Genomic DNA, 26,160 nt, shown 5'->3' with positions numbered 1-26,160 from the left:
GGTAGCACTGACATCGATGGGGGTTTGCGGGCACCTGAGTCCGCATGTGCCGCCCTCAACCGGTCTCGTCCGACTCCCGATATGCGGATGGGGGATCCAGGAGCCCCACGAGGGCACCCAGCGCTTCGGGCCGTCAACCCTTGGCTACTTAGGAGTCAGGTGGCGATTCGCAACCGTGTGCGGTGCCGCGACGAAACGGGCACCGGCGGCCGGACAGCGCTGTTGAGACCCGTGTTGTGATGTCCATCACGTGGGGCTGAAGAGCCCGAAACGGGCGCCCGGTCACCCGTACGTGTCCCCCGGACCCGTGCTTCCGGGAGCGCGCAGGGGCCCGAAGCGACGGGCGGGACCGCCGGGGCCGACAACCTTGATCAGCCGCACGGTGCCGTGCCCGAGGTCCTCGTTCAGACGCGCGACCAAGGTCGGCGCGAGCAGCCGCAGATTCGTCGCCCACGCCGTGGAGTCGCAGCGCACGACCAGCACCCGCTCGTCCTCGTCGTACCGCTCCGGCTCGCAGTGCTTGGCCACGTCCTCGCCGACGATCTCGGGCCAGCGCCCCATCACCCCGCCCACCGCGGCCGGGGCCTCCCAGCCGCGCTCGCTGAGCAGCCGGTTGATCGCCGGGCCGAGCGCCATCGGGTCGCGCCGGTCGGCGCGCGCGCCGGAACGCAGGCCGCCGCGCCGCGCCTGCTTCTTCTGCTGCGCCGCGTCCCCACGCGCGCGTGCCGCCTCCTTGGCCGCGCGCAACGCCACGCGCGCGAGGTCGACACCGGACGGCTCGGGGGCCTTCCCGGCACCGTTTCCGGGCGTGCCCTGGTCGGTCATACGCGCTCCACCGTCCCCTCGGACACGGCGAACCGCGCACCCGCCAGCACATGGGGCACGTCGTCGTCGACCGCCGCGGTCACCAGGACCTGCTCGCCGGGCGCCACCAGCTCGGCCAGCCGCTCGCGCCGCCGCGCGTCCAGCTCGGCGAAGACGTCGTCGAGCACCAGCACCGGCTCGTTGCCCTCCGCGCGCAGCAGGTCGTAGGAGGCCAGACGGAGCGCCAGCGCGTACGACCAGGACTCGCCGTGGGAGGCGTAGCCCTTGGCGGGCAACTGACCCAGCTTGAGCAGCAGGTCGTCGCGGTGCGGACCGACCAGGGTGACGCCCCGCTCGATCTCCTGCTTGCGGGCCTCGGCGAGCGCGGCCGTCAGCTGCTCGAAAAGGTCCTCGCGCGTATGGGCCTCGCCGGGCGCGGACGGCTTGTACTCCAGGGCGACCGGTCCGCCGCCGGGCGCGAGCTGCTCGTACGCCTTGTCGGCCAGCGGCTGGAGCGTGGCGATCAGGTCCAGCCGCTGCGCCAGGAGCTCGGCGCCCGCACGCGCGAGGTGCTGGTCCCAGACGTCGAGCGTGGACAGGTCCAGGGTGCGACCGCCGTGCCGGCGCGCCAGCGCGGCCGACTTCAGCAGGGTGTTGCGCTGCTTGAGTACCCGGTCGTAGTCGGAGCGGACACCGGCCATGCGCGGGGAGCGCGCGGTGATCAGCTCGTCCAGGAACCGGCGCCGCTCACCGGGGTCGCCCTTGATCAGGGCGAGGTCCTCGGGCGCGAACAGCACGGTCCGTACGATCCCCAGCACGTCCCGGGGCCTGACCTGCGAGGACCTGTTGATGCGGGCGCGGTTGGCGCGGCCCGGGTTCAGCTCCAGCTCGACGAGCTGCTGCCGCTCGCCCTGCCGGACCTGGGCCCGGACGATCGCGCGGTCGGCGCCCATGCGGACCAGCGGGGCGTCGGAGGAGACCCGGTGACTGCCGAGGGTGGCGAGGTAGCCGACCGCCTCGACCAGGTTCGTCTTGCCCTGCCCGTTGGGCCCGACGAAGGCCGTCACCCCCGGGTCGAGCGGGACCTCGACCCGGGGATAGGACCGGAAGTCGGCCAGCGACAGATGCGTGACGTGCATGGTCGTTCCGCCGACCTCCCCCGGCGTTGCGGACCGCGGAAACGGTCCTGTGGGTATGGGACGTGCCCTGTGGACTACTTCTTCTCGACCGCGTGGCCGCCGAACTGGTTCCGCAGCGCCGCGATCATCTTCATCTGCGGCGAGTCCTCCTGACGGGAGGCGAACCGCGCGAACAGCGAGGCGGTGATCGCCGGCAGCGGGACCGCGTTGTCGATGGCGGCCTCCACAGTCCAGCGTCCCTCACCGGAGTCCTGTGCAAAACCCCGGAGCCCGTCCAGGTGCTCGTCCTCGTCCAGGGCGTTCACCGCGAGGTCGAGCAGCCAGGAACGGATGACGGTGCCCTCCTGCCAGGAGCGGAACACCTCCCGGACGTCGGTCACCGAGTCGACCTTCTCAAGGAGCTCCCAGCCCTCGGCGTAGGCCTGCATCATGGCGTACTCGATGCCGTTGTGGACCATCTTCGCGAAGTGGCCCGCGCCGACCTTGCCCGCGTGCACCGAGCCGAAGTCGCCCTCCGGCTTGAGGGCGTCGAACACCGGCTGCACCTTGGCGACGTTCTCCTTGTCGCCGCCGTACATCAGCGCGTAGCCGTTCTCCAGGCCCCAGACGCCGCCCGAGACGCCGCAGTCGACGAAGCCGATGCCCTTGGCCGCCAGCTCCTCGGCGTGCTTCTCGTCGTCCGTCCAACGGGAGTTGCCGCCGTCCACGACGACGTCACCCGGCTCGAGCAGCTCGGCGAGCTCGTCGATCGTGGACTGGGTCGGCCCGCCCGCCGGAACCATCACCCACACCACACGGGGGCCGCTGAGCTTGTCCACAAGCTCCCGCAGGCTGTGGACATCGGCGAGGTCCGGGTTGCGGTCGTATCCGAGGACGGTGTGACCCGCGCGGCGAATCCGCTCGCGCATGTTGCCGCCCATCTTGCCGAGGCCGACGAGACCGAGCTCCATCAGTTGTGATCCTTAGGTATGCGACGTGGCGTGACGGCACGTACGTGCCGGCGTCCGAGCCTAAACCCGGACGCCCGCGCACATCTGTGGGCATACGCGCTCATACGCAGCCCTCACCTGCGGCTTTGCTCGGGACGACGGTCAGCCGCTGAGCCGCACCGGCATACTGCGGTCTTGTGGGGGGACGACCCCCACGCCCCCGGCAGCCGCTGCGGCGGGCGCACCTCAGCCGCTGAGCCGCACCGGCATGATCAGGTACTTGTAGGCGTCGTCCGCCTCCGCGTCCACCGCCGGACGGCCGCTGAGCAGCGCCGGCTTGGTGGACGTGGTGAAGGACAGCTGGGCCACCGGGGAGTCGATGGCGCTCAGGCCGTCCAGCAGGAACGTCGGGTTGAAGGCGATCGAGATGTCGTCGCCCTCCAGCTGGGCGTCGACCCTTTCCACAGCCTGTGCGTCGTCGCTGGAACCGGCCTCCAGGATGAGCACGCCCTGCTCGAAGCTCAGCCGCACCGGGGTGTTGCGCTCGGCGACCAGGGCCACGCGCTTGACGGCCTCCACGAAGGGGGCGGTCTCGATCACTGCGACGCTGTTGAACTCGGTCGGGAACAGCGTGCGGTACTTCGGGAGGTCGCCCTCCAGCAGGCGCGTGGTGGTACGGCGGCCGGCCCCCTCGAAACCGATCAGGCCCTCGCCCGCACCCGAGCCGGACAGCGCCAGGATCACCTGGTCACCGCTGGTCAGCGCCTTGGCGGTGTCCTGGAGCGTCTTGGCGGGCACCAGGGCGACCGCGGAGACCTCCGGGTTCTCCGGCTTCCACAGGAACTCGCGGACCGCGAAGCGGTAGCGGTCGGTGGAGGCCAGCGTGACGGTGTCGCCCTCGATCTCGATGCGCACACCGGTGAGGACGGGCAGCGTGTCGTCACGGCCGGCCGCGATGGCGACCTGCTGCACGGCGGAGGCGAAGACCTCGCCGGGGACCGTGCCCGTCGCGTTCGGCATCTGCGGCAGGGCCGGGTATTCCTCCACAGGCAGTGTGTGGAGTGTGAACCGCGAGGAGCCGCAGACCACCGTCGCCCGTACACCGTCTGTGGAAATCTCCACCGGCCGGTTGGGGAGGGCGCGGGAGATGTCGGCCAGCAGCCGGCCCGAGACGAGGACCGTGCCCTCCTCCTCGACCTCCGCCTCCACCGACACCCGCGCGGAGACCTCGTAGTCGAAGCTGGACAGGCTCAGCTGGCCGTCCTCGGCCTTCAGGAGCAGGCCGGCGAGGACAGGGGCCGGCGGACGGGCCGGGAGGCTGCGCGCCGCCCAGGCCACTGCCTCCGCGAGTACGTCGCGTTCCACCCGGATCTTCACTGTTGCCGCCTCCTGCTGTTGCCGGCGCTTCTCGCCCTGCCTGGCTTTCGTCGTCTGACTCGGTGTCGTCGGCCCCGGTGAGGGGAAGGACACCGGGAACAGTCTGACGCACCGCACTGACAGTAGGTGCCCCTCGGGGTCAAGTCGTGACGAGTGGCAGTCGGGGCCGAGACACCGAGTTGTGCACAGGGCCCCCTTCGAAACGAATTCCTCGCTCTCTCTAGTTGGGAGTAGTAGTAGGGCCTGTGGATACCGTGGATAACCTCGTTTCCGCAGGTCAGGTTGGGGATTTTGTCCACGGGGCCTGTGGGTGGAGGCCGTGGACAACTGGGCCTCTCTGTGGAGAACGGAAAGTTCTGCACATCCCGTGCACAGGGAGGGGCGAGTTCTCCCCAGCTCCGTCCCCAGGTTTGAGGCTCTTTCCCACAGGCCCCTTCGGCAGTCCGGTGTGATGCCTTTCACTCGCCACGGTGAGAGAGTGCGTTGTGTTGCCGAACAGTGGACAGGCATGTGGAGAACCGGGCGATCACTGGGGACAACCGCCTTCAGCCTGTGGGTTGTCCGTGGACAACTCGGTGCACAGGTGGTGAGCCTCCAGTTTGTCCACAGCCTGTGGAGATCGCTTTTCCACGTATCCACATGCCGCTGAACTGGACCGATGGCTCCTCGGCAGGCTGCCCTGTGGACAAGATCGGGACAACTTCCCGGTCCCCAGGATGTGGACGGGAAAAAGTCACCGAATCTGTGGAGGAAGGCCGTAACCCGGCTCCGGAATCGAACAGCGCCGAGGTGCTCCACGAGGAGGCGAGGCGCTCCGGGACACGACAAGGGCGCCCCCGGATCGCTCCGGGACACGCAAAGGGCGCCCCCGGATCGCTCCAGGGGCGCCCTCGACGAAGTCCGTCCGGCCTGTGGGCCGCTCAGCCGGCCTTGATGCGGTTGGTGAGCTCGGTGACCTGGTTGTAGATGGAGCGCCGCTCGGCCATCAGATTGCGGATCTTCCGGTCGGCGTGCATCACCGTGGTGTGGTCGCGGCCGCCGAACAGCGCGCCGATCTTCGGCAGCGACAGGTCCGTCAGCTCACGGCACAGGTACATGGCGATCTGGCGGGCCGTCACCAGCTGCCGGCCCCGGGAGCTGCCGCACAGGTCCTCGACCGTGAGGCCGAAGTAGTCGGCCGTGGCGCCCATGATGGCCGTCGAGGTGATCTCCGGCGTCGAGTCGTCACCGCCGGGCATCAGGTCCTTGAGGACGACCTCCGTCAGGCCCAGGTCCACCGGCTGCCGGTTGAGCGAGGCGAACGCCGTCACCCGGATCAGCGCGCCCTCCAGTTCACGGATGTTCCGCGAGATCCGGGAGGCGATGAACTCCAGCACCTCCGGCGGGGCGTTGAGCTGCTCCTGCACCGCCTTCTTGCGCAGGATCGCGATGCGGGTCTCCAGCTCCGGCGGCTGGACGTCGGTGATCAGGCCCCACTCGAAACGGTTCCGCAGCCGGTCCTCCAGGGTGACCAGCTGCTTGGGCGGCCGGTCGCTGGAGAGCACGATCTGCTTGTTGGCGTTGTGGAGCGTGTTGAAGGTGTGGAAGAACTCCTCCTGCGTCGACTCCTTGTCCGCCAGGAACTGGATGTCGTCGACGAGCAGGATGTCCATCTCGCGGTACCGCTTGCGGAAGCTGTCGCCCTTGCCGTCGCGGATGGAGTTGATGAACTCGTTGGTGAACTCCTCCGAGCTCACGTACCGCACGCGCGTGCCGGGGTACAGGCTCCGCGCGTAGTGGCCGATCGCGTGCAGCAGGTGGGTCTTGCCGAGCCCGGACTCCCCGTAGATGAACAGCGGGTTGTAGGCCTTCGCCGGTGCTTCGGCGACGGCGACCGCGGCCGCGTGCGCGAAGCGGTTGGACGCGCCGATGACGAACGTGTCGAAGAGGTACTTCGGGTTCAGCCGCGCGGTCGGCTCACCGGGGCCGGCCGCCGGTGCCGGCTGCGCCGCCAGCGGGCCGGGCGCGCCGGTGGTGGGCAGGTTCGGACCCACCGGGCCGCCGCGGTGGACGTGCCCGGATCCGGAGGGCGGATCGGGCAGCTCGCGGCGCCTGGCGTCGCGCTGGTCGTAGTCGCCTCGTGATGTGTCGTAGTCGGAGCGCTGCTGGTCGTAGGACGGCCGGTCCATGGGCTGCGGACGGTAGTCCTGCGCGGGCGGGCCGCCGCCGTAGCCGTCCTGCGAGCCGTACGAGTCCTGGGACCCGTAGGTGTCCTGCGGGGGCGTGGCGTACGGGTCCCGCTCCGGGAAGCCGAGGCGCTGCTGCTGCCAGCCGTACTCCTCCTGCGCCGGCCGCGGCCAGGCGCCGGGCTCCGGGCGCTGGTACTCCGACGGATAGGCGGGACGGGCGGTGGGCAGCTGGTCACCGGAGGGGCCCTGCTGCTGGTCGGTACGGCGGCGGCCGTAGCTCTCGTATCCCTCGTAGCCGTCGTACCCCTCGTACGGCTCGCGCTCCTGCCGGTCCGGCCGGTCGGACCGCTCCAGGTGATCGGGGCGCTCGGGGCGTTCCTGGCGGACGGCCGGAAGCTCGGGCTCCTCGTAACGCGGCTGGAGGCGCGGCGCCGGCGGGGGAGAGGGCTCGCCGGCGGTGTCGTCGACGGTGATCGCGATGCGGATCGGGCGCCCGCACTCGCGGCTCAGGCTCTCGCTGACGACGGGGGCGAGGCGGCCCTCGAGCACGCCCTTCGCGAACTCGTTGGGTACGGCGAGCAGCGCGGTGTCGGCGACGAGTGCCAGCGGCTGGCAGCGCCGGATCCAGTGCTCGTCCTTGCCCTCGACCCCCTGTCCGCGGCCCTCCCCGAGGAGCTGCTCCAGTACGCGTGGCCACACTGCGGCAAGATCGGCAGGTACGTCAGCCACAGGGCACGCTCTCTCACAGGTCCTTCGATCGTGTGATGCGGAGGACGGGTCGGGATGTGAATCGGGTGGTGGGGGGATCAAGGAAACGACTCGTCAAGGGAACGAACCGGAGTCAAGCCACGGTAGTCAGCGCGGCCGGTACGGTTCAAGTTGTTGTCCCCAGGCTGTGGACAAGTGTCCCTCAGTCGTCGCCGGTTTGACCGAATGGCGCAGCCGCGCGTACCGTGACCAGGTCGAGTTGTCGATGGCTGCTGCCGCCTGCCTCCGATGGGCACAGATCACGCAAGGTGATCGGTCAGCGGTGCACTCGGGCGTAACGCGAGCTACTCGTGGGCGCACGGTGACAGCCAGGACGGCACCCCGCAAACACCGAGTCTTTCTGGAGCCCCCGAGTGAGCAAGCGCACCTTCCAGCCGAACAACCGTCGTCGCGCCAAGACCCACGGCTTCCGGCTGCGTATGCGCACCCGTGCCGGCCGCGCGATTCTCGCGTCCCGCCGTAGCAAGGGTCGCGCCCGTCTGTCCGCCTGATCCCGGTCAGGTCATGCCGTCGTGCTGCCCACCGAGAACCGGCTGAGGCGGCGCGAGGACTTCGCGACCGCGGTACGACGAGGGCGCCGGGCAGGAAGCCGGCATCTCGTCGTCCATCTTCGTAGCGGTGCCACGGACCCGCATGCGCCTGGGGAGAGCGCTCCCCCGTCGTGTGCGGGTTTCGTCGTGAGCAAGGCCGTGGGCGGTGCGGTGGTGCGCAACAAGGTGAAGCGCAGGCTTCGCCATCTGATGCGCGAGCGAATCGACCAGTTGCCCCCCGGTAGCCTGGTAGTCGTACGAGCGCTGCCCGGTGCGGGTGACGCCGACCATGCACAACTGGCCCGAGACCTGGATGCCGCCCTGCGGCGGCTGCTGGGAGGGGGCGCGCGATGAAGTACCCGCTGCTGGTTCTGATCAAGATCTACCAGTGGACGATCAGTCCGCTGCTGGGACCGGTGTGCAGGTACTACCCGTCGTGTTCCCACTACGGCTACACGGCCATCGACCGGCACGGTGCCATCAAGGGCACAGCGCTCACGGCCTGGCGCATCCTTCGGTGCAATCCGTGGTCGCCGGGTGGTGTGGACCATGTTCCGCCGCGCAAGCGTCCGCGGTGGCACGAAATGCTGCGTGACGCCTGGCGTGCACGCAGGGGCGGGACCTCCGCCGCCGAACCGGCCACCGAGGGGCGGACCTCTCCCACAGGTCCGACGAGCCCTTCGAGCCCGGCCGCAGAGACCCCGTCCCATGCCCAAGGAGCATGATCAGTGGACACGATTGCCAGCCTCTTCAGCTTCATCACGACACCTGTCTCCTGGGTCATCGTCCAGTTCCACAGCGTGTACGGCGCCATTTTCGGCCCTGACACCGGTTGGGCCTGGGGCCTGTCCATCGTGTCCCTGGTGATTCTGATCCGTATCTGCCTGATCCCGCTCTTCGTGAAGCAGATCAAGGCGACGCGCGCGATGCAGACGCTCCAGCCGGAGATGAAGAAGATCCAGGAGCGCTACAAGAACGACCGGCAGCGCCAGTCCGAAGAGATGATGAAGCTGTACAAGGAGACGGGTACCAACCCGCTCTCCTCGTGCCTTCCCATCCTGGCGCAGTCGCCGTTCTTCTTCGCCCTCTACCACGTGCTCAACAGCATCGCGTCGGGTGACACCATCGGTGTGATCAACGAGCGTCTGCTGGAGAGCGCGCAGAAGGCCCACATCTTCGGTGCCCCGCTCGCGGCGAAGTTCACGGACAGCGCGGACAAGGTCGAGGCGCTCAACGCCTCGCTGACCGATGTCCGTGTCGTCACGGCGATCATGATCGTCCTGATGTCGCTGTCGCAGTTCTACACGCAGCGCCAGCTGATGACGAAGAACGTCGACACCACGGTGAAGACGCCGTTCATGCAGCAGCAGAAGATGCTGATGTACGTCTTCCCCGTCATCTTCGCCGTCTTCGGCATCAACTTCCCGGTCGGTGTCCTCGTCTACTGGCTGACCACCAACGTGTGGACCATGGGCCAGCAGATGTACGTCATCCACAACAACCCCACGCCGGGCTCCAAGGCCCAGGCCGCGTACCTGGAGCGCCTCTCCAAGAGCGTCTCCAAGCACGGCAAGACCCGCAGCCGCGGTGAGCGCGCCATCGTCAAGGCCATCGTCGCGAAGGGCCGGGACCGCAACGAGTACGAGCGCAAGTTCGTCAACGGTCTGAACAAGGAGGGCCTCGCGGCCCAGGCCGACGGCACGGTGATCAAGAGCGAGAGCACGGCCGCCGCTCAGGCCGAGGAAGAGGCCGCCGTCAAGCGGCAGCAGCCCAAGCGGCAGACCAAGTCCCAGCGCCAGTCCGGCACGGCCAAGGCGGCCGGTGAGCCCACCTCGCTGACCAAGTCCGACGAGCCCGAGGACGCCAAGCCCGCCGGCCCCGCCAAGAAGGACAACGCCAAGTCCGCCGGCAGTACCCGCAGCAGGGCCCAGTCCGGGCAGCGCAAGGGTCCGCAGCGGCCCAAGTCCCCGTCCAAGAAGTAAGAAGGAGTCCATCCCGTGACGGAAGGCACCACCTCCGCCGCTGCCGAGGGCGCAGACACCCTGACCCGCCTGGAGCAGGAGGGTGAGATCGCGGCGGACTATCTGGAGGGTCTGCTCGACATCGCCGACCTCGACGGCGACATCGACATGGACGTCGAGGCCGACCGCGCCTCCGTCTCGATCATCAGCGACACGGGCAGCCGTGACCTGCAGAAGCTGGTGGGTCGTGACGGTGAGGTGCTGGAGGCGCTCCAGGAGCTCACACGTCTGGCCGTGCACCGGGAGACCGGGGACCGCAGCCGTCTCATGCTCGACATCGCCGGCTACCGGGCCAAGAAGCGGACCGAGCTGTCCGAGCTGGGCGCCAAGGCCGCGGCCGAGGCCAAGAGCAGCGGCAAGGCCGTGAGGCTGGACCCGATGACGCCGTTCGAGCGCAAGGTCGTGCACGACGCGGTCAAGACGGCCGGCCTGCGCAGCGAGTCCGAGGGCGAGGAGCCGCAGCGCTTCGTCGTCGTGCTTCCCGCCTGATCGGCTCTACGTTCCACCGGCCCCGTCTGTTGCGCAGACGGGGCCGAACTTTGTCAGCCTGATAGTTCTGTGGTTCTGGTGTCGGCGCCCGGTGCCGGCACGGTACGGAAGGACGGTCCCCCGTGACGGAGGCAGCGGAGCTTCCCCCCGCGCCCGAGCAGGCACGCGAGGTGTTCGGAGATCGCTTCGAGGACGCGGTCCGGTACGCGGAGCTGCTCGCCGAGGCGGGCGTGCAGCGCGGCTTGATCGGGCCGCGTGAGGTGCCCCGCCTGTGGGAGCGGCATCTGCTGAACTGCGCGGTGCTCTCGGAGGTCGTGCCCGAGGGGGTGACGGTGTGCGATGTGGGCTCGGGTGCCGGCCTGCCGGGCATCCCCCTGGCACTGGTCCGGGAGGACATCAAGATCACTCTGCTGGAGCCGCTGCTCCGGCGTACCAACTTCCTGACCGAGGTCGTCGAGCTGCTCGGACTGGACCACGTGACGGTCGTACGTGGCCGGGCCGAGGAGGTCATGGGGAAGCTGCCTTCGGTGCACGTGGTGACTGCTCGCGCCGTGGCTCCGCTCGACCGCCTCGCCACATGGGGCATTCCTCTGCTGCGGCCCTACGGCGAGATGCTGGCGCTCAAGGGCGACACCGCGGAGGAGGAGCTGAAGAGCGCGGCGACGGCGCTGAGTAAGCTCGGTGCCGTGGAGACATCCATCGTGCATGTGGGCGAGGGCGTCGTGGATCCGATGTCCACGGTGGTGCGGGTCGAGGTCGGCGAGAGTCCGGGCGGTGTGCGGTTCGCGGCGAAGCGCGCGAAGGCCGCCCGTACGGGACGGGCCAGGCGTCGGCGCTGAGGGCCGGACGTACTCCACACAAGCTGCCGAACCCATGCATGCCGGAGTGTCGCGGCGGTGCCGCCTCGGCCCCTGTGCATCGTGTTTCACGTGAAACATCGCTCACTGCTGCACGGCATCATCAGTCGGGGCCGCGCCGCGGCCGAACCTCGTGACCGGAAGCCTCTCGGTTCGCTCGGAGAGGCTCCTGTTCCCGACAAGGCACCGGCCTCCTCAAGAGGTGTGGAGTTGTCCACAGAGGTGGTTTTCTCCACAGAACGTCAGGGCTCACTGGTTCACGACCCCGAAGGCATGGGAGGCTCTGTTCATAGCGAGCCTGAAGTCGAGGAGAGTGAATCCTTGCGGTCCGACGCCAACATCGCGGGACCGATGACCGATCCGGTCCCCGGTCCCCGTACCGAGTCGACGGGAGTGGATGTTTCACGTGAAACACCGCCTCCGATGGACGACACTCCCATCGGTCGTGCTGCCCAACTGGCGGTGGAGGCTCTGGGACGAGCCGGTGAGGGCCTGCCACGGCCCGAGCAGACCCGTGTCATCGTGGTCGCCAACCAGAAGGGCGGTGTCGGCAAGACGACGACCACCGTCAACCTTGCCGCGTCGCTCGCTCTGCACGGCAGCCGTGTCCTGGTGATCGACCTCGACCCCCAGGGCAATGCGTCCACAGCCCTGGGCATCGACCACCATGCCGAGGTCCCCTCCATCTATGACGTTCTGGTGGAGAGCAAGCCGCTCGCGGAGGTCGTCCAGCCGGTCCCCGATGTCGAGGGACTCTTCTGCGCACCCGCCACGATCGATCTCGCCGGTGCGGAGATCGAGCTGGTGTCGCTGGTGGCGCGAGAGAGCCGGCTACAGCGGGCGATCCAGGCGTACGAGCAGCCACTGGACTACATCCTCATCGACTGTCCGCCCTCGCTCGGCCTGCTGACGGTCAACGCGATGGTGGCCGGCCAGGAGGTCCTGATCCCTATCCAGTGCGAGTACTACGCGCTGGAGGGGCTGGGGCAGCTGCTGCGCAACGTCGACCTGGTGCGGGGGCACCTCAACCCCACTCTGCACGTGTCGACGATCCTGCTCACCATGTACGACGGCCGGACGCGCCTCGCGTCGCAGGTCGCGGACGAGGTGCGCACCCACTTCGGCGACGAGGTACTGCGGACGAGCATTCCCCGCTCCGTCCGTATCTCGGAGGCGCCGAGCTACGGGCAGACGGTGCTGACTTACGATCCTGGATCAAGCGGTGCCCTCTCCTACTTCGAGGCGGCACGAGAGATTGCGCTGAGGGGTGTCGGCGTCAGCTATGACGCATCGCAGGCCCACCTCGGCGTACGGCAGAACGATCCGAGCATGGTGGAGGGCGTCCAGTGAGCGAGCGACGGAGGGGGCTGGGTCGTGGTCTTGGCGCACTGATCCCCGCTGCCCCGACAGAGAAGACGGTGACGCCGTCCGCGGTGGGCGGCAGCGTCTCCCCGTCTTCTGCGACGATGCCGATACTGCCGAACGAGCGAGGGGTGGCCGCCGCGAAGGTGGCCACGCTGTCGGATGTTTCACGTGAAACGGATGAGGCCTCGATTCATGGCGCTGCGGCCGTACCCGCGCCACCCATGGGCGCACACTTCGCCGAGATCCCCCTCGATGCCATCACGCCGAACCCTCGGCAGCCGCGCGATATCTTCGACGAGGACGCGCTGTCCGAGCTCATCACCTCCATCAAGGAGGTCGGTCTCCTCCAGCCGGTCGTCGTACGGCAGGTGGGGTCCGCACGCTATGAGCTCATCATGGGTGAGCGGCGATGGCGTGCCTGCCGTGAGGCGGGACTCGAGGCGATCCCGGCGATCGTACGGGCCACGGAGGACGAGAAGCTCCTCCTGGACGCGCTGTTGGAGAACCTGCACCGTGCCCAGTTGAACCCGCTGGAAGAGGCCGCCGCCTACGACCAGTTGCTGAAGGACTTCAACTGCACGCACGACCAGCTGGCGGACCGCATCGGCCGGTCCCGGCCACAGGTGTCCAACACTTTGCGCCTGCTGAAGCTCTCCCCGACCGTTCAGCGCAAGGTCGCCGCCGGTGTGCTGTCCGCCGGACACGCACGCGCGCTGCTGTCCGTCGAGGACGCGGAGGAGCAGGACCGGCTGGCCCACCGGATCGTGGCCGAAGGGCTGTCGGTGCGGGCGGTCGAGGAGATCGTGACCCTGATGGGTTCGCATCCCCAGAAGGATCGGCGGTCCAAGGGGCCGCGCGCCGGGGCTCTTGTCTCGCCGGCATTGACGGATCTGGCGACACGTCTCTCGGATCGCTTCGAGACGCGGGTGAAGGTCGACCTGGGGCAGAAGAAGGGCAAGATCACCGTCGAGTTCGCCTCCATGGAGGACCTCGAGCGCATTCTCGGCACCCTCGCTCCGGGTGAGGGGCCCGTTCTGCAGAAGAGTCCGGTGGACGACGACTCCGTGGAGACCGAGTCCTGATCCCTCGCCACGTGCGGCCGAGCAGCCGACCGGGTGACCAGGGGCGGACCGTGTCCGGTGTGTACCGGAACACGGTCCGCCCTTTGCTTTTTGGCGGTATCGATGGAATCGCTTCATGGATACGATGCGTTCGGACAGGGCGCATCCACCCGGCAGTACCTCTGAGAGCAAGGCAAGGGCCATGCGAATGACGAGCCGCACCGGACTGGTGAGCGCGGGGCTGGGGGTGGGCGCCGTCAGCGGCTTCATCGGTAGCCTGCTCAGGGAACGGAGCGCTCTGACAGCCGCCCGCGAGGCAGCGGGCGAAGGAAGCGAGGAACAGCCTTCATGGGCCGTCGGCTCGTACCGCTCACGCTGGACAACCTTCCGGACCTCCCCCAGCGTTGCCGCTCGTGCGTCTTCTGGGAACTCGACCCCGTCAGCGGCGAGGCAGCGGTAAAAGCGGGAACCTCCGCGGTCGAGAAGGAGTCGTGGATCTCGGCCGTGCTCCTGGACTGGGGGTCCTGCGGAAGAGTCGTCTACGTCGATGACGTCCCGGTGGGCTTCGTCCTCTACGCTCCCCCCGCCTATGTGCCACGCTCCACGGCGTTCCCCACCAGCCCCGTGTCGCCTGACGCGGTGCAGTTGATGACCGCGTTCATCATGCCGGGGTACCAGGGGCAGGGGCTGGGCCGGGTGATGGTGCAGACGGTGGCCAAGGACCTGCTGCGCCGGGGCTTCAAGGCGGTCGAGGCGTTCGGTGACGCCCGCTGGAAGGAGCCGGCCTGCGTCCTGCCCGCCGACCACTTGCTGGCCGTGGGCTTCAAGACGGTCCGGCAGCACCCCACCCACCCCCGGCTGAGGCTGGAACTGAGGACGACGCTCTCCTGGAAGGAAGACGTCGAGATGGCGTTGGACCGGCTGCTCGGGGCCGTGCAGAAGGAGCCGGCGCTGCGTCCCCTCTAACGCTCCTCATACGAATGGGCCGACCCAGATGGGCCGGCCCATTCGTGTTTCACGTGAAACATGCGCCGCCGGTGAGGCGGTCGATCATCACTTGGCGACAGTGATGAACTCCTCGAGGTCGCGGACGATCGCGGCCTTCGGCTTGGCGCCGACGATGGTCTTGGCGACCTCGCCACCCTGGTAGACGTTCAGGGTCGGGATGGACATGACGCCGTACTTGGCGGCCGTGGCCGGGTTCTCGTCGATGTTCAGCTTGACGATCTCGATCTCGTTGCCGTACTCGGCGGCGATGGCTTCGAGGGACGGGGCGATCTGGCGGCACGGACCGCACCAGGCGGCCCAGAAGTCCACCAGGACGGGCTTGTCGTTCTTGAGGACGTCCTGCTCGAAGGAGTCGTCGGTCACATGCTTCAGGGTGCCGGCCACAGCGGGCTCCTTATCTGGTTGGTGCGTGGGGAGGGTGGGGGTCAGACAGCGGTCTTCTCGGGTTCGGCCTTCTCCTCGTCCGCAAGAGCGGCGAGGAAGCGCTCGGCGTCGAGGGCGGCGGAACAGCCCGTACCGGCCGCGGTGATCGCCTGGCGGTAGGTGTGGTCGACCACGTCGCCGGCGCCGAAGACACCGGTGAGGTTCGTGCGCGTCGAGGGCGCCTCGACCTTCAGGTAGCCCTCCTCGTCCAGCTCCAGCTGGCCCTTGAAGAGCTCGGTGCGCGGGTCGTGGCCGATCGCGATGAACAGACCGGTCACCGCCAGGTCCGAGAGCTCGCCGGTCTTGACGTTGCGCAGCTTCAGGCCCGAGAGCTTCTGGTCGCCCTGGACCTCGGCGACCTCGCTGTCCCAGACGAACGAGATCTTCGGGTCGGCGAAGGCACGCTCCTGCATCGCCTTGGAGGCGCGCAGGGTGTCACGGCGGTGGACGATCGTCACGGACTTGGCGAAGCGGGAGAGGAAGGTGGCCTCCTCCATCGCGGTGTCGCCACCGCCGATCACAGCGATGTCGTGGTCCTTGAAGAAGAACCCGTCACAGGTGGCACACCACGAGACGCCGCGGCCGGAGAGGGCGTCCTCGTTCGGGAGACCGAGCTTGCGGTGCTGCGAGCCGGTGGTGACGATGACGGCCTTCGCCTTGTGGACCGTGCCGGCGGTGTCCGTGACGGTCTTGATCTCACCGGTCAGGTCGACGGCGACCACGTCGTCCGGGACGAGCTCGGCACCGAAGCGCTCCGCCTGGGCCCGCATGTTGTCCATGAGCTCAGGGCCCATGATGCCGTCCTGGAAGCCGGGGAAGTTCTCGACCTCGGTGGTGTTCATCAGCGCGCCGCCGGCGGTGACGGCGCCCTCGAACACCAAGGGCTTCAGCGACGCACGGGCGGTGTAGAGCGCCGCCGTGTAGCCGGCGGGCCCCGAGCCGATGATGATCACGTTACGAACGTCGCTCACGGCTTGTTTCCTCGTCTCTGGTCTGCGTCGGTCGACCGGGGAAGCTTCTTTCGGAACTCTCACCCCGTCCAACGGATCCTAAGGGGCGCGCATTCCCGCCGTGTCCGGGCACACGGGCACGGCGGGCTGCCGACAGGGAGAAGCGCACACCGTACGGGATACCACGCAGGAGGGAGACGAAGCGTCGGTCGTCAGGAGCGCGTGTAGGAGTGCTTCAGCAGAACCTTCGCCGTGGCGGCCGCGGACGGGTTGTCCACACAGGTCGCCTCGACGATGTACGCGGTCACACGAGTGTCGTCCGAGGGGTCGGGAAGCACGACGAGCAGAGCGTCCTTCCCTTTGTAGGTACCCGTCTCGGTGGCGAGTGCGGCGTCGTTGCGGCCGATGCCGTCGCTGACGCACTTGGGCACCGCGGGCTCCTTGAGGACCCTGGGATTGACGGCGTCGGACTCCGACTGCGACCCGAGTGTGTGGACGGTGCCGGGGCCCTTCACCTTCCCCTGGCTCTGTGCGAGGAGATCGGTGACCTGCTTCTCCAGTTTCCCTTCGGAGAAGGTGTCCGAGGCGGTCGTCCGGGTTCCCTCTTCCTGGCCGGTGCCGCCGTTCATGGAGGACAGCACCACCGACCCGAGCCCCAGAGCGGCGACCGTGAACACGGTCCCCAGGACGGCGACCCGGCGGCGGCCCCCGCGCAGACGACTCTTGCGTCCCGGTCCGGTCGTGGTGGAGCGGGGGCGCCCGGTCGGCCGGTCCTGGGACGCCGATGTTTCACGTGAAACATGCACAGGATCGTCGTCGGAGGATGCGGGAGACGCATCGGTGGGCTCCCCGGCGGCCTCTGACTCCGGCTCCGGCGCCGTGGCGTGCAGCAGGGCTTCCGCGGCCAGCGCGGCGTCGATGCGGCCTGCCACCTCGGCGGGCATGCGGGGTGGACCCGGCGCCGTACCGAGCAGGTCCCGGATCTCCTCGAGAGAGGCGTGGACGTCCGCGCAGAGCGCGCACTCGTCCAGATGCCGACGCACGTCGGCACTTCGGGCAGACGGGAGGAGTCCCTCGGTCAGATCGGAGATCTCCGCGACGTCCGGGTGCTCCGCCATGTCTGTCGTCGACGTCACGCTCGCCCACCTCCGCCCTTCACCGCAGCCGGGTCGTTCGATCCTGGGTCCGGCGGATCCGCTTGCCGCGGACCCGCTGCGGGTGGGACGGACGTCCCCTGCGTCCGGTTCCGTCCCTCACCCTGTCTTCCGTTCTCACCGGGGCCGTCCGGCCGTAGATGGGAGAGCAGGGGCAGGAGTCTGGCTCTGCCCCGTGCACAGCGGCTCTTCACCGTGCCGGTGGGCACATCGAGGATGCGGGCGGCTTCGGCGACCGGATAGCCCTGCATGTCCACGAGGACGAGCGCGGCCCGCTGATCGGGCGGGAGGGTGCCCATGGCTTCGATGAGCTGGCGGTGCAGATCGTTGCGCTCCGCGGGCGCGGAGGCGGACTCGTGGGGTTCGAGCAACTGCTCCAGGCGCTCCGTGTCGTCGACCGGAGCGGTCTTGCGGGAGGCCGCCTTGCGGGCGCGGTCCAGACAGGCGTTCACCGTGATCCGGTGCAGCCATGTCGTGACGGCCGACTGGCCTCGGAAGGTGTGGGCGGCCCGGTAGGCGGAGACGAGGGCGTCCTGGACGGCGTCAGCGGCTTCCTCGCGGTCACCGAGCGTCCGCAGCGCCACGGCCCAGAGCCGGTCGCGGTGACGCCGCACGAGTTCACCGAAGGCCTCGGGGTCGCCCTCCACATGGCGGGCGAGGAGGTCCTGATCACTGACGTCGCCGTAGGCGCTGTCGTCTGCCATCGGACCCCCTCCCCTGGGATGCGGTGAGCTGTCAGCCGAGGATTTTGATGTCGGTGATGGCCTGCTTGTATCCGGGCTGGCTGTAGTTGACGGAATCCTGGCCGGAGTACGGCATCGCGGTCAGCCACACCAGCACGTAGCGGCTCTTCACCGGCTTGTCGACCGCCACCTTCGCGGAAGTGCTGTTCGTCGTCGTCTCACCCAGCTCCTCCATCGAGCTCAGCGGTGTGGACGAGCTCAATGAGTCGGTGGCGTACAGCTTGACGGTGGTGTGATCACCGCCATAGCGCAGGGAGAGCGTCGCGGACGACACCTCCTGGTCGGAGCCGAGATCGTAGACGATGCCGACTCCGGGCTTGATCACTATCTTCGGACCGTCCGTGTAGCTGTTGGTCCGCCATCCCGTCGTCGTGCTGTCGTCGTACGTCAGGCCGACATCGCCCGGGTGCTGGGCTTCCCCCTCGGCCACGTACTCCTGGGCGCCCTCGATACCGAGCGGCTTGGCCGGCTTGGGCTTGTCCTCGTTCTTGTCGTCGCCGCCGTCCGTCGTCTGGGTCTGGTTGGTGTCGTCGGACTGTTTGTCCTGCTCCAGGAGCGCGTCCGCGAGCTGCCAGCTGCCCAGGCCGAGCGCGGCGATCAGCAGGGCCGAGACGGCCCACTTCAGCGCCTTGCCCGTGCGGCTCTGCAGCGGAGGAGGCGGAGTCGGCACCGGCTGGGTGACACCGGGGTGCGGCGCCGGACGGCCGTAGGTGCCCTGCTGGTACGTGGTGCGCTGGTAGTCGGGCGGGGTGGTGAACGCGGGCTCCGGCGGGCGGATGCGGGGCATCTCGCCGATCGCCTTCACCAGTTCCTCGGGTGTGGTGCACGCCGACTCGTGGCGCGAGGCCGTGGCGCCGTCGTTGGCGAGCGCCCGCATGGCCAGCTCGGACAGCCCGCGGTGGACACCGGCGCGCACCTGGTCGGGCGGGATCAGCCCGATGTCCTTCGGCAGTCCGGACATGCCGTAGGCGTCGTTCTCGTACGGCCAGCGCTGGGTGAGTGCCGCGTAGAGCAGGGCGCCGATCGACTCGGTGTCGGTGCGCTGCGGGGTGTCGGAGCCGACGCCGCGCAGCGCGGCGTTGACCGCGAGGCCGCGGATGCGCCACTGGCCGGTCGAGGTGCGCAGGACGGCGTTGGGGTTCAGCCGCAGATGCGCGAGGCCCTCACGGTGGGCCGCGGCCATGGCGGCGGAAATCTGACTGACCATCTGGTAGGCGTCGTACACCTCCAGCGGGCCGGCCGCCAGGAGCGTCGTCAGTTCCGTGGCGTCGGGGAGCCACTCGTGGACGACGTAGACGACGTCGTTCTCCTCGACGGCGTCCAGGACCTGGACGAAGCGCGGGTCGCCCAGCAGGGCGGCGGAACGGGCCGCGGCCAGGACGGACCGGGCGCGCGCGTGATCCGCGGGCAGGATGTGCACGCCGACGGCGCGGCGGAGCTTCTCGTCCACGGCACGCCAACTGCTGAACCCGTCCAGACGGGTGACGCACTCCTCGAGGCGGTAGCGCCTGGCCAGCTTGTGACCGCTGTGCAGTTCGGGTGGCGAGGTCATCGCGGAACCGTCGGTCCCGGCGCCCTCCTGTGCCTCGTCGTTGTCCGTGTCCCGCTCCCGGTTCTGGGCCACCCCGTCGGCCGTGGACTGGTCCGCCTGTGCGGTCAGCGGCTGCTCGCCGCTGTTGTCTGCCACGTCGACGGCAGCTGTGCTCCGTTCGGCCACCGTCGTTCCCTGCCTCCCCATCCCATGCGCGTCGGCCGGCGTCCGTCGCGCGCCGTTCGACGCCGAGACCAATTGTGCCCACAGTCCGCCGCTATGCACGACACACAGTGGCCGACGATGGTTGTGCGCCTACCCCCTGGCTCAGCGTCCAAGGCGTCCGCGCACCATACCGACCAGCGAGTTGACTTCGTCGATCCGCATCCGGCGGGCGGCCACGAAGAAGACTCCGAACAGTACGGCCCCACCGGCCAGCAGTGCCGCGAGCGAGCCCAGGACGCCCTGGCCGAGCGTCTGCACGACCCCGTAGCAGGCCGCGCCGCTGAGCAGCGCGGCGGGAACGGAGGCGATGCACAGCCGGGCGTAGGTCCGCAGCACCCGGGCGCCGTCCAGGTCCCCGCCCAGCCGCTTGCGCAGCCGGCGCCAGGCGACGCCGACACCGATCACGTAGGCCAGGCCGTAGGAGGCGGCCATGCCGACCACGGCCCAGCGGGCCGGGAGCACGACGTAGCAGATGCCCGAGGCGATCGCGTTGCCCGCGGCCACGATGACCGTGTTGTAGAAGGGGGTTCGGGTGTCCTCGTACGCGTAGAAGGCCCGCAGGACGACGTACTGCACCGAATAGGGGATCAGGCCGAGGCCGAAGGCCATCAGCATGTAGCCCATGTTGGTGGCCGCTTCGGTACCCGAGGAACCGAACATCAGCGTGCACATCGGGATGCCGAGCGAGACGAAGCCGAAGGCGATCGGCACGATCGCGACGGCCGTGGTGCGCAGGCCCTGGGAGATGTCGTCCCGGATGGCACCGCCGTCGTCCTCGGCCGCCGAGCGCGAGATGCGGGGCAGCAGGGCGGCCATCAGGGAGACGGTGATGATGGCCTGGGGCAGGCCCCAGATCAGCTGGGCGTTGGAGTAGGCGCTGAAGCCCGTTCCCGCGATGTCCGTGTCCTTCACCGACGCGGTCGCCAGCTGGGTGACGACCAGCGCGCCCGCCTGGTTGGCGAGGACGAACAGGATGGTCCACTTGGCGAGCATCGCCGCCTTGCCGAGCCCGTGGCCCTTCCAGTCGAAGCGCAGGCGGATACGGAACCCGGTCTCGCGCAGGTACGGGATCATCGCCAGGGCCTGGACGACGAGGCCGAGGAGAACGCCGACACCCAGCAGCCGCAGACCCTCCGGCGGGATGTTCGTGACCTCCATCTTCGAGTCCGCGGCGGTGCCGTAGACCCAGATGAAGGTGCCGAGGGTGACGATGATGACGATGTTGTTCAGGACCGGGGTCCACATCATCGCGCCGAACCGGCCGCGCACGTTGAGGATCTGACCCATCACCACGTGAACGCCCATGAAGAAGATTGAGGGCAGGAAGTAACGGGTGAAGGTGACGGCGACGTCGTTGGCCGCGGGGTCGGTGGCGACCGGGACCGACAGCGCGCGCACCAGGAGCGGGGCGGCCAGCCACGCGAGGGCGGTGAGCGCGGCCAGGGCCACCATCACCAGCGTCAGCAGGCGGTTGGCGTAGGCCTCGCCGCCGTCCTCGTCTTCCTTCATCGCTCGCACGAGTTGCGGCACGAAGACGGAGTTGAGGCCGCCGCCGACGGTCAGGATGTAGATCATCGTCGGCAGCTGGTAGGCGATCTGGAACGACTCGCCCAGCAGGGCGAGGCCGAGCGCCGAGACGATCATCGCGGACCGGACGAACCCCGTGAGGCGGGACACCATCGTGCCCGCCGCCATCACGGCGCTCGACTTCAGCAGTCCCCCGGCCCGGCCGCCCTTCTTCGGGGCGGGAGCCGGTTCGGGTGCGGGAGCCTCGGCGACGGGAGGCGGCGTGGCGCCCGCGTAGTGGCCGGGCGTCGAGGACGCCGGTCCCGGCACCGGCGCGTAGGACTGCCCGCTGCTCACCGGCGGGTGGGCCGGGTGTCCGCCGCCGTGCTGCTGGGGGTGCCCGACACCCTGCTGCTGGTCGGGGAAGGCGCCGCTCTGCTGCTGGTCGCGGAAGAGATGGGCGAAGGCGTCCGGCTCGTGGCGCTGGTCGACGGCCTGGCCGACCAGGTCGTCCACGCCCACGAACTGCGTGGTGCGCGGGTCGTCGCCGTACGGCAGGTACTGCGTCGGTCCGTCCGGTTCCGGCGCGGGGGTCGGGGCCCACACCCGTGGGTCGGGAGCGTACGGGGACTGGGGCGGCTGCCCGTACAGCGGCTGCTGAGGGGGGTAGGCGCCGGGAGGGGGCGGCGGGTGCGCGGCGCGGTCGTAGAGCGCCTCGGCGACCGGGTCCTGGGCGGTGAGGTCCTGTGCCCGGTAGGGATCCTGGTCGTAGGCGTCCTGGAGGTACGGGTCGGCGGGAGGCTGCGGCACCTGGTCGTGCCCGGGCGGCGGACCCTGCGGGGGGTCCGACTCGGGATAGCCCGAGTTGCCCGCGGCATGGCCGCGGTCACCGTCGTACGGCGCGTTCATGGTTACCCCACCTCATCGTCCCGGGCCCACCGGCCACGACATCCTCAACGGTCCACTCTCTCACCCGTGCCGGACGGGTCGGCGTTCTCCGGTGCGGTGTCCGGTGCCGGGTCACTCGGCTGCTCCGGGTCGTCCGCCCCGGAGTCCTGAGTGAGACGCTCTCCGGCGGTTTCCGGGTTCTGCGGGTCGTCGGCGTCCTCGTCCGCCTCGTGGTCCCGCTCCCGGGCCTCGCGGGCCGCGGCCCGCTTGCGCTGGGTGTACATCCGGAAGCCGGCGAGGACGAGCAGCAGCACTCCACCGCCGATGACCAGCATCACCGTGGCGGTGATCTCGGTGACCTTCACGTCGAACGTGACGGGCTCGCCGTACTTCTGGCCGTCCTGCGTGTACAGCTGGGCGACCACCGTCGCCCGTCCGTTGGCGTTGGCGGACGTGGTGAACTTCACCGACTGGCTGTGGCCGCCGGAGACCGCGACGCGCTGCTCCGCGTAGGCGTCCCCGTCGATCTCGAGCCGTGTCGGGTTGGTCGAGGTGAGGCGTAGCACCAGGTGCTCGACGCCCTGCACCAGGTTGTTCTGCACCGTCACGGGGATGGTGGCACTGCGGCCGGAGAGTTTCGTCTCCGACTTGTCGATCAGTCTGACCTGGCCGAGGAGCGTGTCGAGGTAGGCCTCGACACCGCTCCGGTAGATCGCGGCCTCCGACTGCCGGCCCCGCCAGGACACGGACATCTCCCGGTTCAGGGCGCGCCCGAACGGAGTCACCACCCGGGACTGGTCGGAGAGGATCACCTTGAACTTGTCGAGCTTGGCCTGGGTCCTGGCGATCTGCTCGAACGTCGTCCGTGGCAGCTCGTGCTTGCGCAAGGAGGAGGGGTACGCGGAGGCCGAGGGGACCTTGGTGGTGGCGGCGGGGTCCGGCTGGGCCTTGGCGGCGGCCACGAGGCCCTGCGACTCGGACCAGGTGCCGTCCTGGAGGATCGTGAGCGCCTCGGCCATCGTCTGGGCCTGGCTCGCGGACGGCGTGCGCTGCGGCGCGACGACGACGCTGCGCTGCTTCCCCGTCTGCAGACCGAGGGTCAGGCTCTGGGCCAGGAACCGCTGCACCGCGAGCGTGGAGGTGGAGGCCTTGGTCATGTCGCCCTGGAACACCGTGGACAGCCGCGCGTCCGCGACGACGGCCGTGGTGCCGCCGCCGATGGGCCGGGGCGCGGAGGGCGTGTACGACAGGCCGCCGGTCTCCTCGAAGGTGTCGCTGCGGGCGATCACCTTGTCGGCTCCGGCGGATGTGGCGACCTTGACGATGGAGGGGTCGACGGCGCCGTCGACGGGCCAGACGAAGTCCGTGCTGGGCTTGACGTGGAGGATCGCGTCAACGGTGCGGGAGGCCACGTCGGTGGCTTCCTTGAGGTGGCTCAGCGAGCCGGTGACGGACGTGCCGTTGTGTGCGAGGGAGGCCAGGTCGGGGTCGCCGAACGGCAGCGCGACGACCTCCTTGTCCGCCACGGCCTCCTGCACCTGGGTGAGCCAGTGCTTGGCGACCGCCTGGTGGCCGCCGACAACGGTGTCGTCACCCTCGCCGGGGACCTCGTACCGGTCGGTCATGGCCTCGACGGACGCCAGCAGGTCCGGATCGATCACCCAGGTGACGTCGAGGTCCTTGCCCAGCGCCACCATCCGGTCCAGCCGGCCGCCCGGGGAGATCTCCTTGGCCAGGTCGTCGTCGTGGAAGACCGGCGTCTGCTGCTCGTCCGAACGCGTCTCCGCCGTCATGTGGGCGGTGGAGACCAACGGCCACATGAACGTCGTCCTCGTCTTCGTGCCGGCGTCGTCGGGCTGCCACGGCAGGAATGTCCGCTGGACGCCGAGGATCTGCTCCCACTGCTGCGCGGAGGTCTGTCCGGAGAGCGTCACGGCCAGCTGGTAGACGCCGTCCTGTCCGAGATCCAGCTTGTTCACCGGTACCGAGAGGGTGAAGGGCTGGGAGACACCCGGAGTGAGCTTGGCGAACTCCTCGGAGTGCTTGTCGTCGACCTCCGGGCCGAGGGCGCTCTGCACGTCGGTGCTGTTCTTGGCGACGCTGTCGATGCCCGAGCGGGTGTTCAGCAGCGGTCCCACCCGCAGCCCCACGTGGGCGTCGGTGACGGTCTGCTTGCCCTTGTTGGTCACCGTTCCGGACACGGTGACGGTGTCGTCCTCGGTGGGGGCAGAAGGGGTGAGGGTGTCGACCGAGACGGAGACCGAGCCCGCGCCGGAGGCGGCCTGCGCCGTGTCCGCACCCGCGGCGTCCGCGGAGGGAGCGGCGGGCAGCTGGACGAGCCCCGTCAGCAGGGGCACTCCGGCGAGCAGGGCTCCGGTGCGCCACAGCCAGCGGCGGGCAGGTGAGGGACTCGTCCCCTGGAAGTCTGCCGCCTCGGCCACGCGCTCGCCCGTCCCTCGTCTTCGTCAGTGTTCGTCGGAATGTGCGTCCAGGCATGGTAACGAGGCGCGCTGGGAGGAAGTGCCGCGGACCGGTCCACAAGATCGGGAGACGTGGGCTTGTCCGTGTATCGGCGGGGGTGTCCGTGCGCGCGTTATTGGGGGAGCCTTCGGAGGTTCGGGCCACGTACCCTCTTCTGTTGTGCCGAACGCCAACGAAGAAACCAGTGCCCTGAGCCAGGCGCAGGACCGCGCCGTGAGTGAACTGCTGCGGGTCGCCCCTGTCGCCGACGACCTCGCCCGCCGCTTCCAGGAGGCCGGGTTCTCACTCGCCCTGGTGGGCGGCTCGGTGCGGGACGCGCTGCTCGGCCGTCTCGGCAACGATCTGGACTTCACGACCGACGCCCGCCCGCAGGACGTCCTGAAGATCATGCGTCCCTGGGCGGACGCCGTCTGGGACGTCGGGATCGCCTTCGGTACGGTCGGCGCGCAGAAGGAAGCCCGCGTCGGGGACGTCGACCGAAGCTTCCAGATCGAGGTGACCACCTATCGCTCGGAAGCGTACGACCGCACTTCGCGCAAGCCGGAGGTGTCGTACGGCGACTCCATCGAGGAGGACCTGGTCCGCCGTGACTTCACGGTGAACGCGATGGCCGTCGCGCTGCCGGAGAAGCGGTTCATCGATCCGCACGGCGGTCGCGCCGATCTGGCCGCGCGGGTGCTGCGCACCCCGGGCACGCCCGAGGAGTCCTTCTCGGACGATCCGCTGCGGATGATGCGGGCCGCCCGTTTCGCCGCCCAGCTCGACTTCGAGGTGGCATCCGAGGTCGTCACGGCGATGAAGGAGATGGCCGGACGCATCGAGATCGTCTCCGCCGAGCGCGTAAGGGACGAGCTGAACAAGCTGATCCTCTCCACGCACCCGCGCAAGGGTCTGTCCCTGCTCGTGGACACCGGGATCGCCGAATACGTGCTGCCCGAGCTGCCGGCCCTGCACCTGGAGCGGGACGAGCACCACCGGCACAAGGACGTCTACGACCACACGCTGATCGTCCTGGAGCAGGCGATGGCCCTGGAGGAGGACGGCCCCGACCTGACCCTTCGCCTGGCGGCCCTGCTGCACGACATCGGCAAGCCGCGCACGCGTCGCTTCGAGAAGGACGGCCGCGTCTCGTTCCACCACCACGAGGTGGTCGGGGCGAAGATGACCAAGAAGCGCATGACGGCGCTCAAGTACTCCAACGAGCTGGTGAAGGACGTCTCGCGTCTCGTCGAGCTCCATCTGCGCTTCCACGGCTACGGCACGGGAGAGTGGACGGACTCTGCCGTGCGTCGCTATGTCCGTGACGCCGGACCGCTCCTCGGCCGGCTCCACAAGCTGACCCGTTCGGACTGCACGACCCGCAACAAGCGAAAGGCCTCGGCGCTCTCGCGTGCGTACGACGGCCTGGAGGAGCGGATCGCCCAGCTCCAGGAGCAGGAGGAGCTGGACGCCATCCGTCCGGACCTCGACGGCAACCAGATCATGGAGATTCTCGGCGTCAAGCCGGGGCCGGCCGTCGGTCAGGCGTACAAGCACCTGCTGGAGCTCCGGCTGGAGAACGGTCCGATGGAGTACGGCGCGGCGGTGGCGGCACTCAAGGAGTGGTGGGCCGGGCAGCAGGGCTGAGAGCATGGAGCGGGGTCATGTTTCACGTGAAAAAAGTGCCCCCGACCATGCTTATGGGTGGGGGTTGTGGTGTGTACACCACCCAGACGAGTGTTTATAATTGGGTTTGGTGGGTGT

The 26,160-nt window shown here is 69.1% G+C and carries 22 protein-coding genes; 10 read left to right on the top strand and 12 right to left on the bottom strand.

Features of this window, described 5'->3' with window-relative positions:
• Nucleotides 1-282: 282 nt before the first annotated feature.
• From ACFV5H_RS02765 to dnaA, 5 genes are all read right to left on the bottom strand, one after another.
• Nucleotides 283-825 (bottom strand): DUF721 domain-containing protein, encoded by a 543-nt coding sequence (locus ACFV5H_RS02765; protein ID WP_385056269.1) that lies wholly within the window; start codon nt 823-825, stop codon nt 283-285.
• Entirely contained in the window at nt 822-1,943 is a 1,122-nt protein-coding gene (gene recF / locus ACFV5H_RS02760; protein ID WP_385056271.1) for a DNA replication/repair protein RecF, read from the bottom strand. Before recF ends, ACFV5H_RS02765 begins: the two co-directional genes overlap by 4 nt.
• Nucleotides 1,944-2,017: 74 nt before the next feature.
• Nucleotides 2,018-2,893, bottom strand: a complete 876-nt coding sequence (gnd, locus tag ACFV5H_RS02755; protein WP_030857037.1) for a phosphogluconate dehydrogenase (NAD(+)-dependent, decarboxylating) — start codon at nt 2,891-2,893, stop codon at nt 2,018-2,020.
• Between the two features lie 225 nt (nt 2,894-3,118).
• Nucleotides 3,119-4,249, bottom strand: coding sequence for a DNA polymerase III subunit beta (gene dnaN, locus ACFV5H_RS02750; RefSeq protein ID WP_030857039.1), 1,131 nt, complete (start codon nt 4,247-4,249; stop codon nt 3,119-3,121).
• 920 nt (nt 4,250-5,169) lie between these two features.
• Nucleotides 5,170-7,146, bottom strand: coding sequence for a chromosomal replication initiator protein DnaA (dnaA, locus tag ACFV5H_RS02745; protein ID WP_385056274.1), 1,977 nt, complete (start codon nt 7,144-7,146; stop codon nt 5,170-5,172).
• Nucleotides 7,147-7,538: 392 nt separating this feature from the next.
• Here dnaA and rpmH point away from each other — a divergent pair, with 392 nt between their 5' ends.
• The 9 genes from rpmH (at nt 7,539) to ACFV5H_RS02700 (ending at nt 14,474) form a co-directional block, all read left to right on the top strand.
• The gene (rpmH, locus tag ACFV5H_RS02740) at nt 7,539-7,676 is read left to right on the top strand and encodes a 50S ribosomal protein L34 (RefSeq protein ID WP_003956500.1); all 138 of its coding nucleotides are present in this window, start codon (nt 7,539-7,541) and stop codon (nt 7,674-7,676) included.
• Between the two features lie 21 nt (nt 7,677-7,697).
• On the top strand, nt 7,698-8,069 hold the full coding sequence (gene rnpA / locus ACFV5H_RS02735; protein ID WP_385192396.1) for a ribonuclease P protein component: 372 nt from the start codon (nt 7,698-7,700) through the stop codon (nt 8,067-8,069).
• Nucleotides 8,066-8,440, top strand: coding sequence for a membrane protein insertion efficiency factor YidD (gene yidD, locus ACFV5H_RS02730; protein ID WP_073933323.1), 375 nt, complete (start codon nt 8,066-8,068; stop codon nt 8,438-8,440). The genes rnpA and yidD overlap by 4 nt, the downstream gene beginning before the upstream one ends.
• Nucleotides 8,441-8,443: 3 nt before the next feature.
• Nucleotides 8,444-9,697 (top strand): membrane protein insertase YidC, encoded by a 1,254-nt coding sequence (yidC, locus tag ACFV5H_RS02725; RefSeq protein ID WP_385056279.1) that lies wholly within the window; start codon nt 8,444-8,446, stop codon nt 9,695-9,697.
• Nucleotides 9,698-9,712: 15 nt separating this feature from the next.
• The gene (locus ACFV5H_RS02720) at nt 9,713-10,225 is read left to right on the top strand and encodes a R3H domain-containing nucleic acid-binding protein (RefSeq protein ID WP_085573232.1); all 513 of its coding nucleotides are present in this window, start codon (nt 9,713-9,715) and stop codon (nt 10,223-10,225) included.
• A 122-nt stretch (nt 10,226-10,347) separates the two neighbouring features.
• Nucleotides 10,348-11,064, top strand: a complete 717-nt coding sequence (rsmG, locus tag ACFV5H_RS02715; protein ID WP_385056283.1) for a 16S rRNA (guanine(527)-N(7))-methyltransferase RsmG — start codon at nt 10,348-10,350, stop codon at nt 11,062-11,064.
• A gap of 291 nt (nt 11,065-11,355) precedes the next feature.
• Complete coding sequence (locus tag ACFV5H_RS02710) at nt 11,356-12,432, top strand: ParA family protein (RefSeq protein WP_383347554.1); 1,077 nt, start codon at nt 11,356-11,358, stop codon at nt 12,430-12,432.
• Nucleotides 12,429-13,529: a ParB/RepB/Spo0J family partition protein gene (locus ACFV5H_RS02705; protein WP_385056285.1), complete on the top strand. Its 1,101-nt coding sequence runs from the start codon at nt 12,429-12,431 to the stop codon at nt 13,527-13,529. Before ACFV5H_RS02710 ends, ACFV5H_RS02705 begins: the two co-directional genes overlap by 4 nt.
• A 327-nt stretch (nt 13,530-13,856) precedes the next feature.
• Nucleotides 13,857-14,474 carry a GNAT family N-acetyltransferase gene (locus tag ACFV5H_RS02700; RefSeq protein WP_385192394.1) on the top strand — a complete coding sequence of 206 codons (618 nt, stop codon included), beginning with the start codon at nt 13,857-13,859 and terminating at the stop codon, nt 14,472-14,474.
• An 87-nt stretch (nt 14,475-14,561) separates the two neighbouring features.
• On the opposite strand, the gene trxA is transcribed toward ACFV5H_RS02700, so the two are convergent.
• The 7 genes from trxA to ACFV5H_RS02665 form a co-directional block, all read right to left on the bottom strand.
• Nucleotides 14,562-14,900 carry a thioredoxin gene (gene trxA, locus ACFV5H_RS02695; RefSeq protein ID WP_385056289.1) on the bottom strand — a complete coding sequence of 113 codons (339 nt, stop codon included), beginning with the start codon at nt 14,898-14,900 and terminating at the stop codon, nt 14,562-14,564.
• 41 nt (nt 14,901-14,941) lie between these two features.
• Entirely contained in the window at nt 14,942-15,910 is a 969-nt protein-coding gene (gene trxB, locus ACFV5H_RS02690) for a thioredoxin-disulfide reductase (RefSeq protein WP_217130727.1), read from the bottom strand.
• A 191-nt stretch (nt 15,911-16,101) separates the two neighbouring features.
• A complete protein-coding gene (locus tag ACFV5H_RS02685; RefSeq protein ID WP_385056293.1) occupies nt 16,102-17,025 on the bottom strand; it encodes an anti-sigma factor family protein in 924 nt (307 codons plus the stop codon).
• The gene (gene sigM, locus ACFV5H_RS02680) at nt 17,022-17,747 is read right to left on the bottom strand and encodes an RNA polymerase sigma factor SigM (protein ID WP_385192391.1); all 726 of its coding nucleotides are present in this window, start codon (nt 17,745-17,747) and stop codon (nt 17,022-17,024) included. The genes ACFV5H_RS02685 and sigM overlap by 4 nt, the downstream gene beginning before the upstream one ends.
• Nucleotides 17,748-17,778: 31 nt before the next feature.
• The gene (locus ACFV5H_RS02675) at nt 17,779-19,503 is read right to left on the bottom strand and encodes a protein kinase family protein (protein WP_385056299.1); all 1,725 of its coding nucleotides are present in this window, start codon (nt 19,501-19,503) and stop codon (nt 17,779-17,781) included.
• A gap of 141 nt (nt 19,504-19,644) precedes the next feature.
• Entirely contained in the window at nt 19,645-21,957 is a 2,313-nt protein-coding gene (gene murJ, locus ACFV5H_RS02670; RefSeq protein ID WP_385192389.1) for a murein biosynthesis integral membrane protein MurJ, read from the bottom strand.
• A 44-nt stretch (nt 21,958-22,001) separates the two neighbouring features.
• Nucleotides 22,002-24,377: a DUF6049 family protein gene (locus tag ACFV5H_RS02665; RefSeq protein WP_385192387.1), complete on the bottom strand. Its 2,376-nt coding sequence runs from the start codon at nt 24,375-24,377 to the stop codon at nt 22,002-22,004.
• Between the two features lie 199 nt (nt 24,378-24,576).
• Here ACFV5H_RS02665 and ACFV5H_RS02660 point away from each other — a divergent pair, with 199 nt between their 5' ends.
• Complete coding sequence (locus ACFV5H_RS02660; RefSeq protein WP_385056308.1) at nt 24,577-26,043, top strand: CCA tRNA nucleotidyltransferase; 1,467 nt, start codon at nt 24,577-24,579, stop codon at nt 26,041-26,043.
• Nucleotides 26,044-26,160: the final 117 nt, after the last annotated feature.

Source organism: Streptomyces sp. NPDC059787, assembly GCF_042732315.1.
GTDB classification, from domain to species: Bacteria; Actinomycetota; Actinomycetes; order Streptomycetales; family Streptomycetaceae; genus Streptomyces; species Streptomyces atrovirens.
The sequence above is the reverse complement of the archived record's forward strand: the minus strand, read 5'-3'. Positions and strand labels throughout refer to the sequence as shown.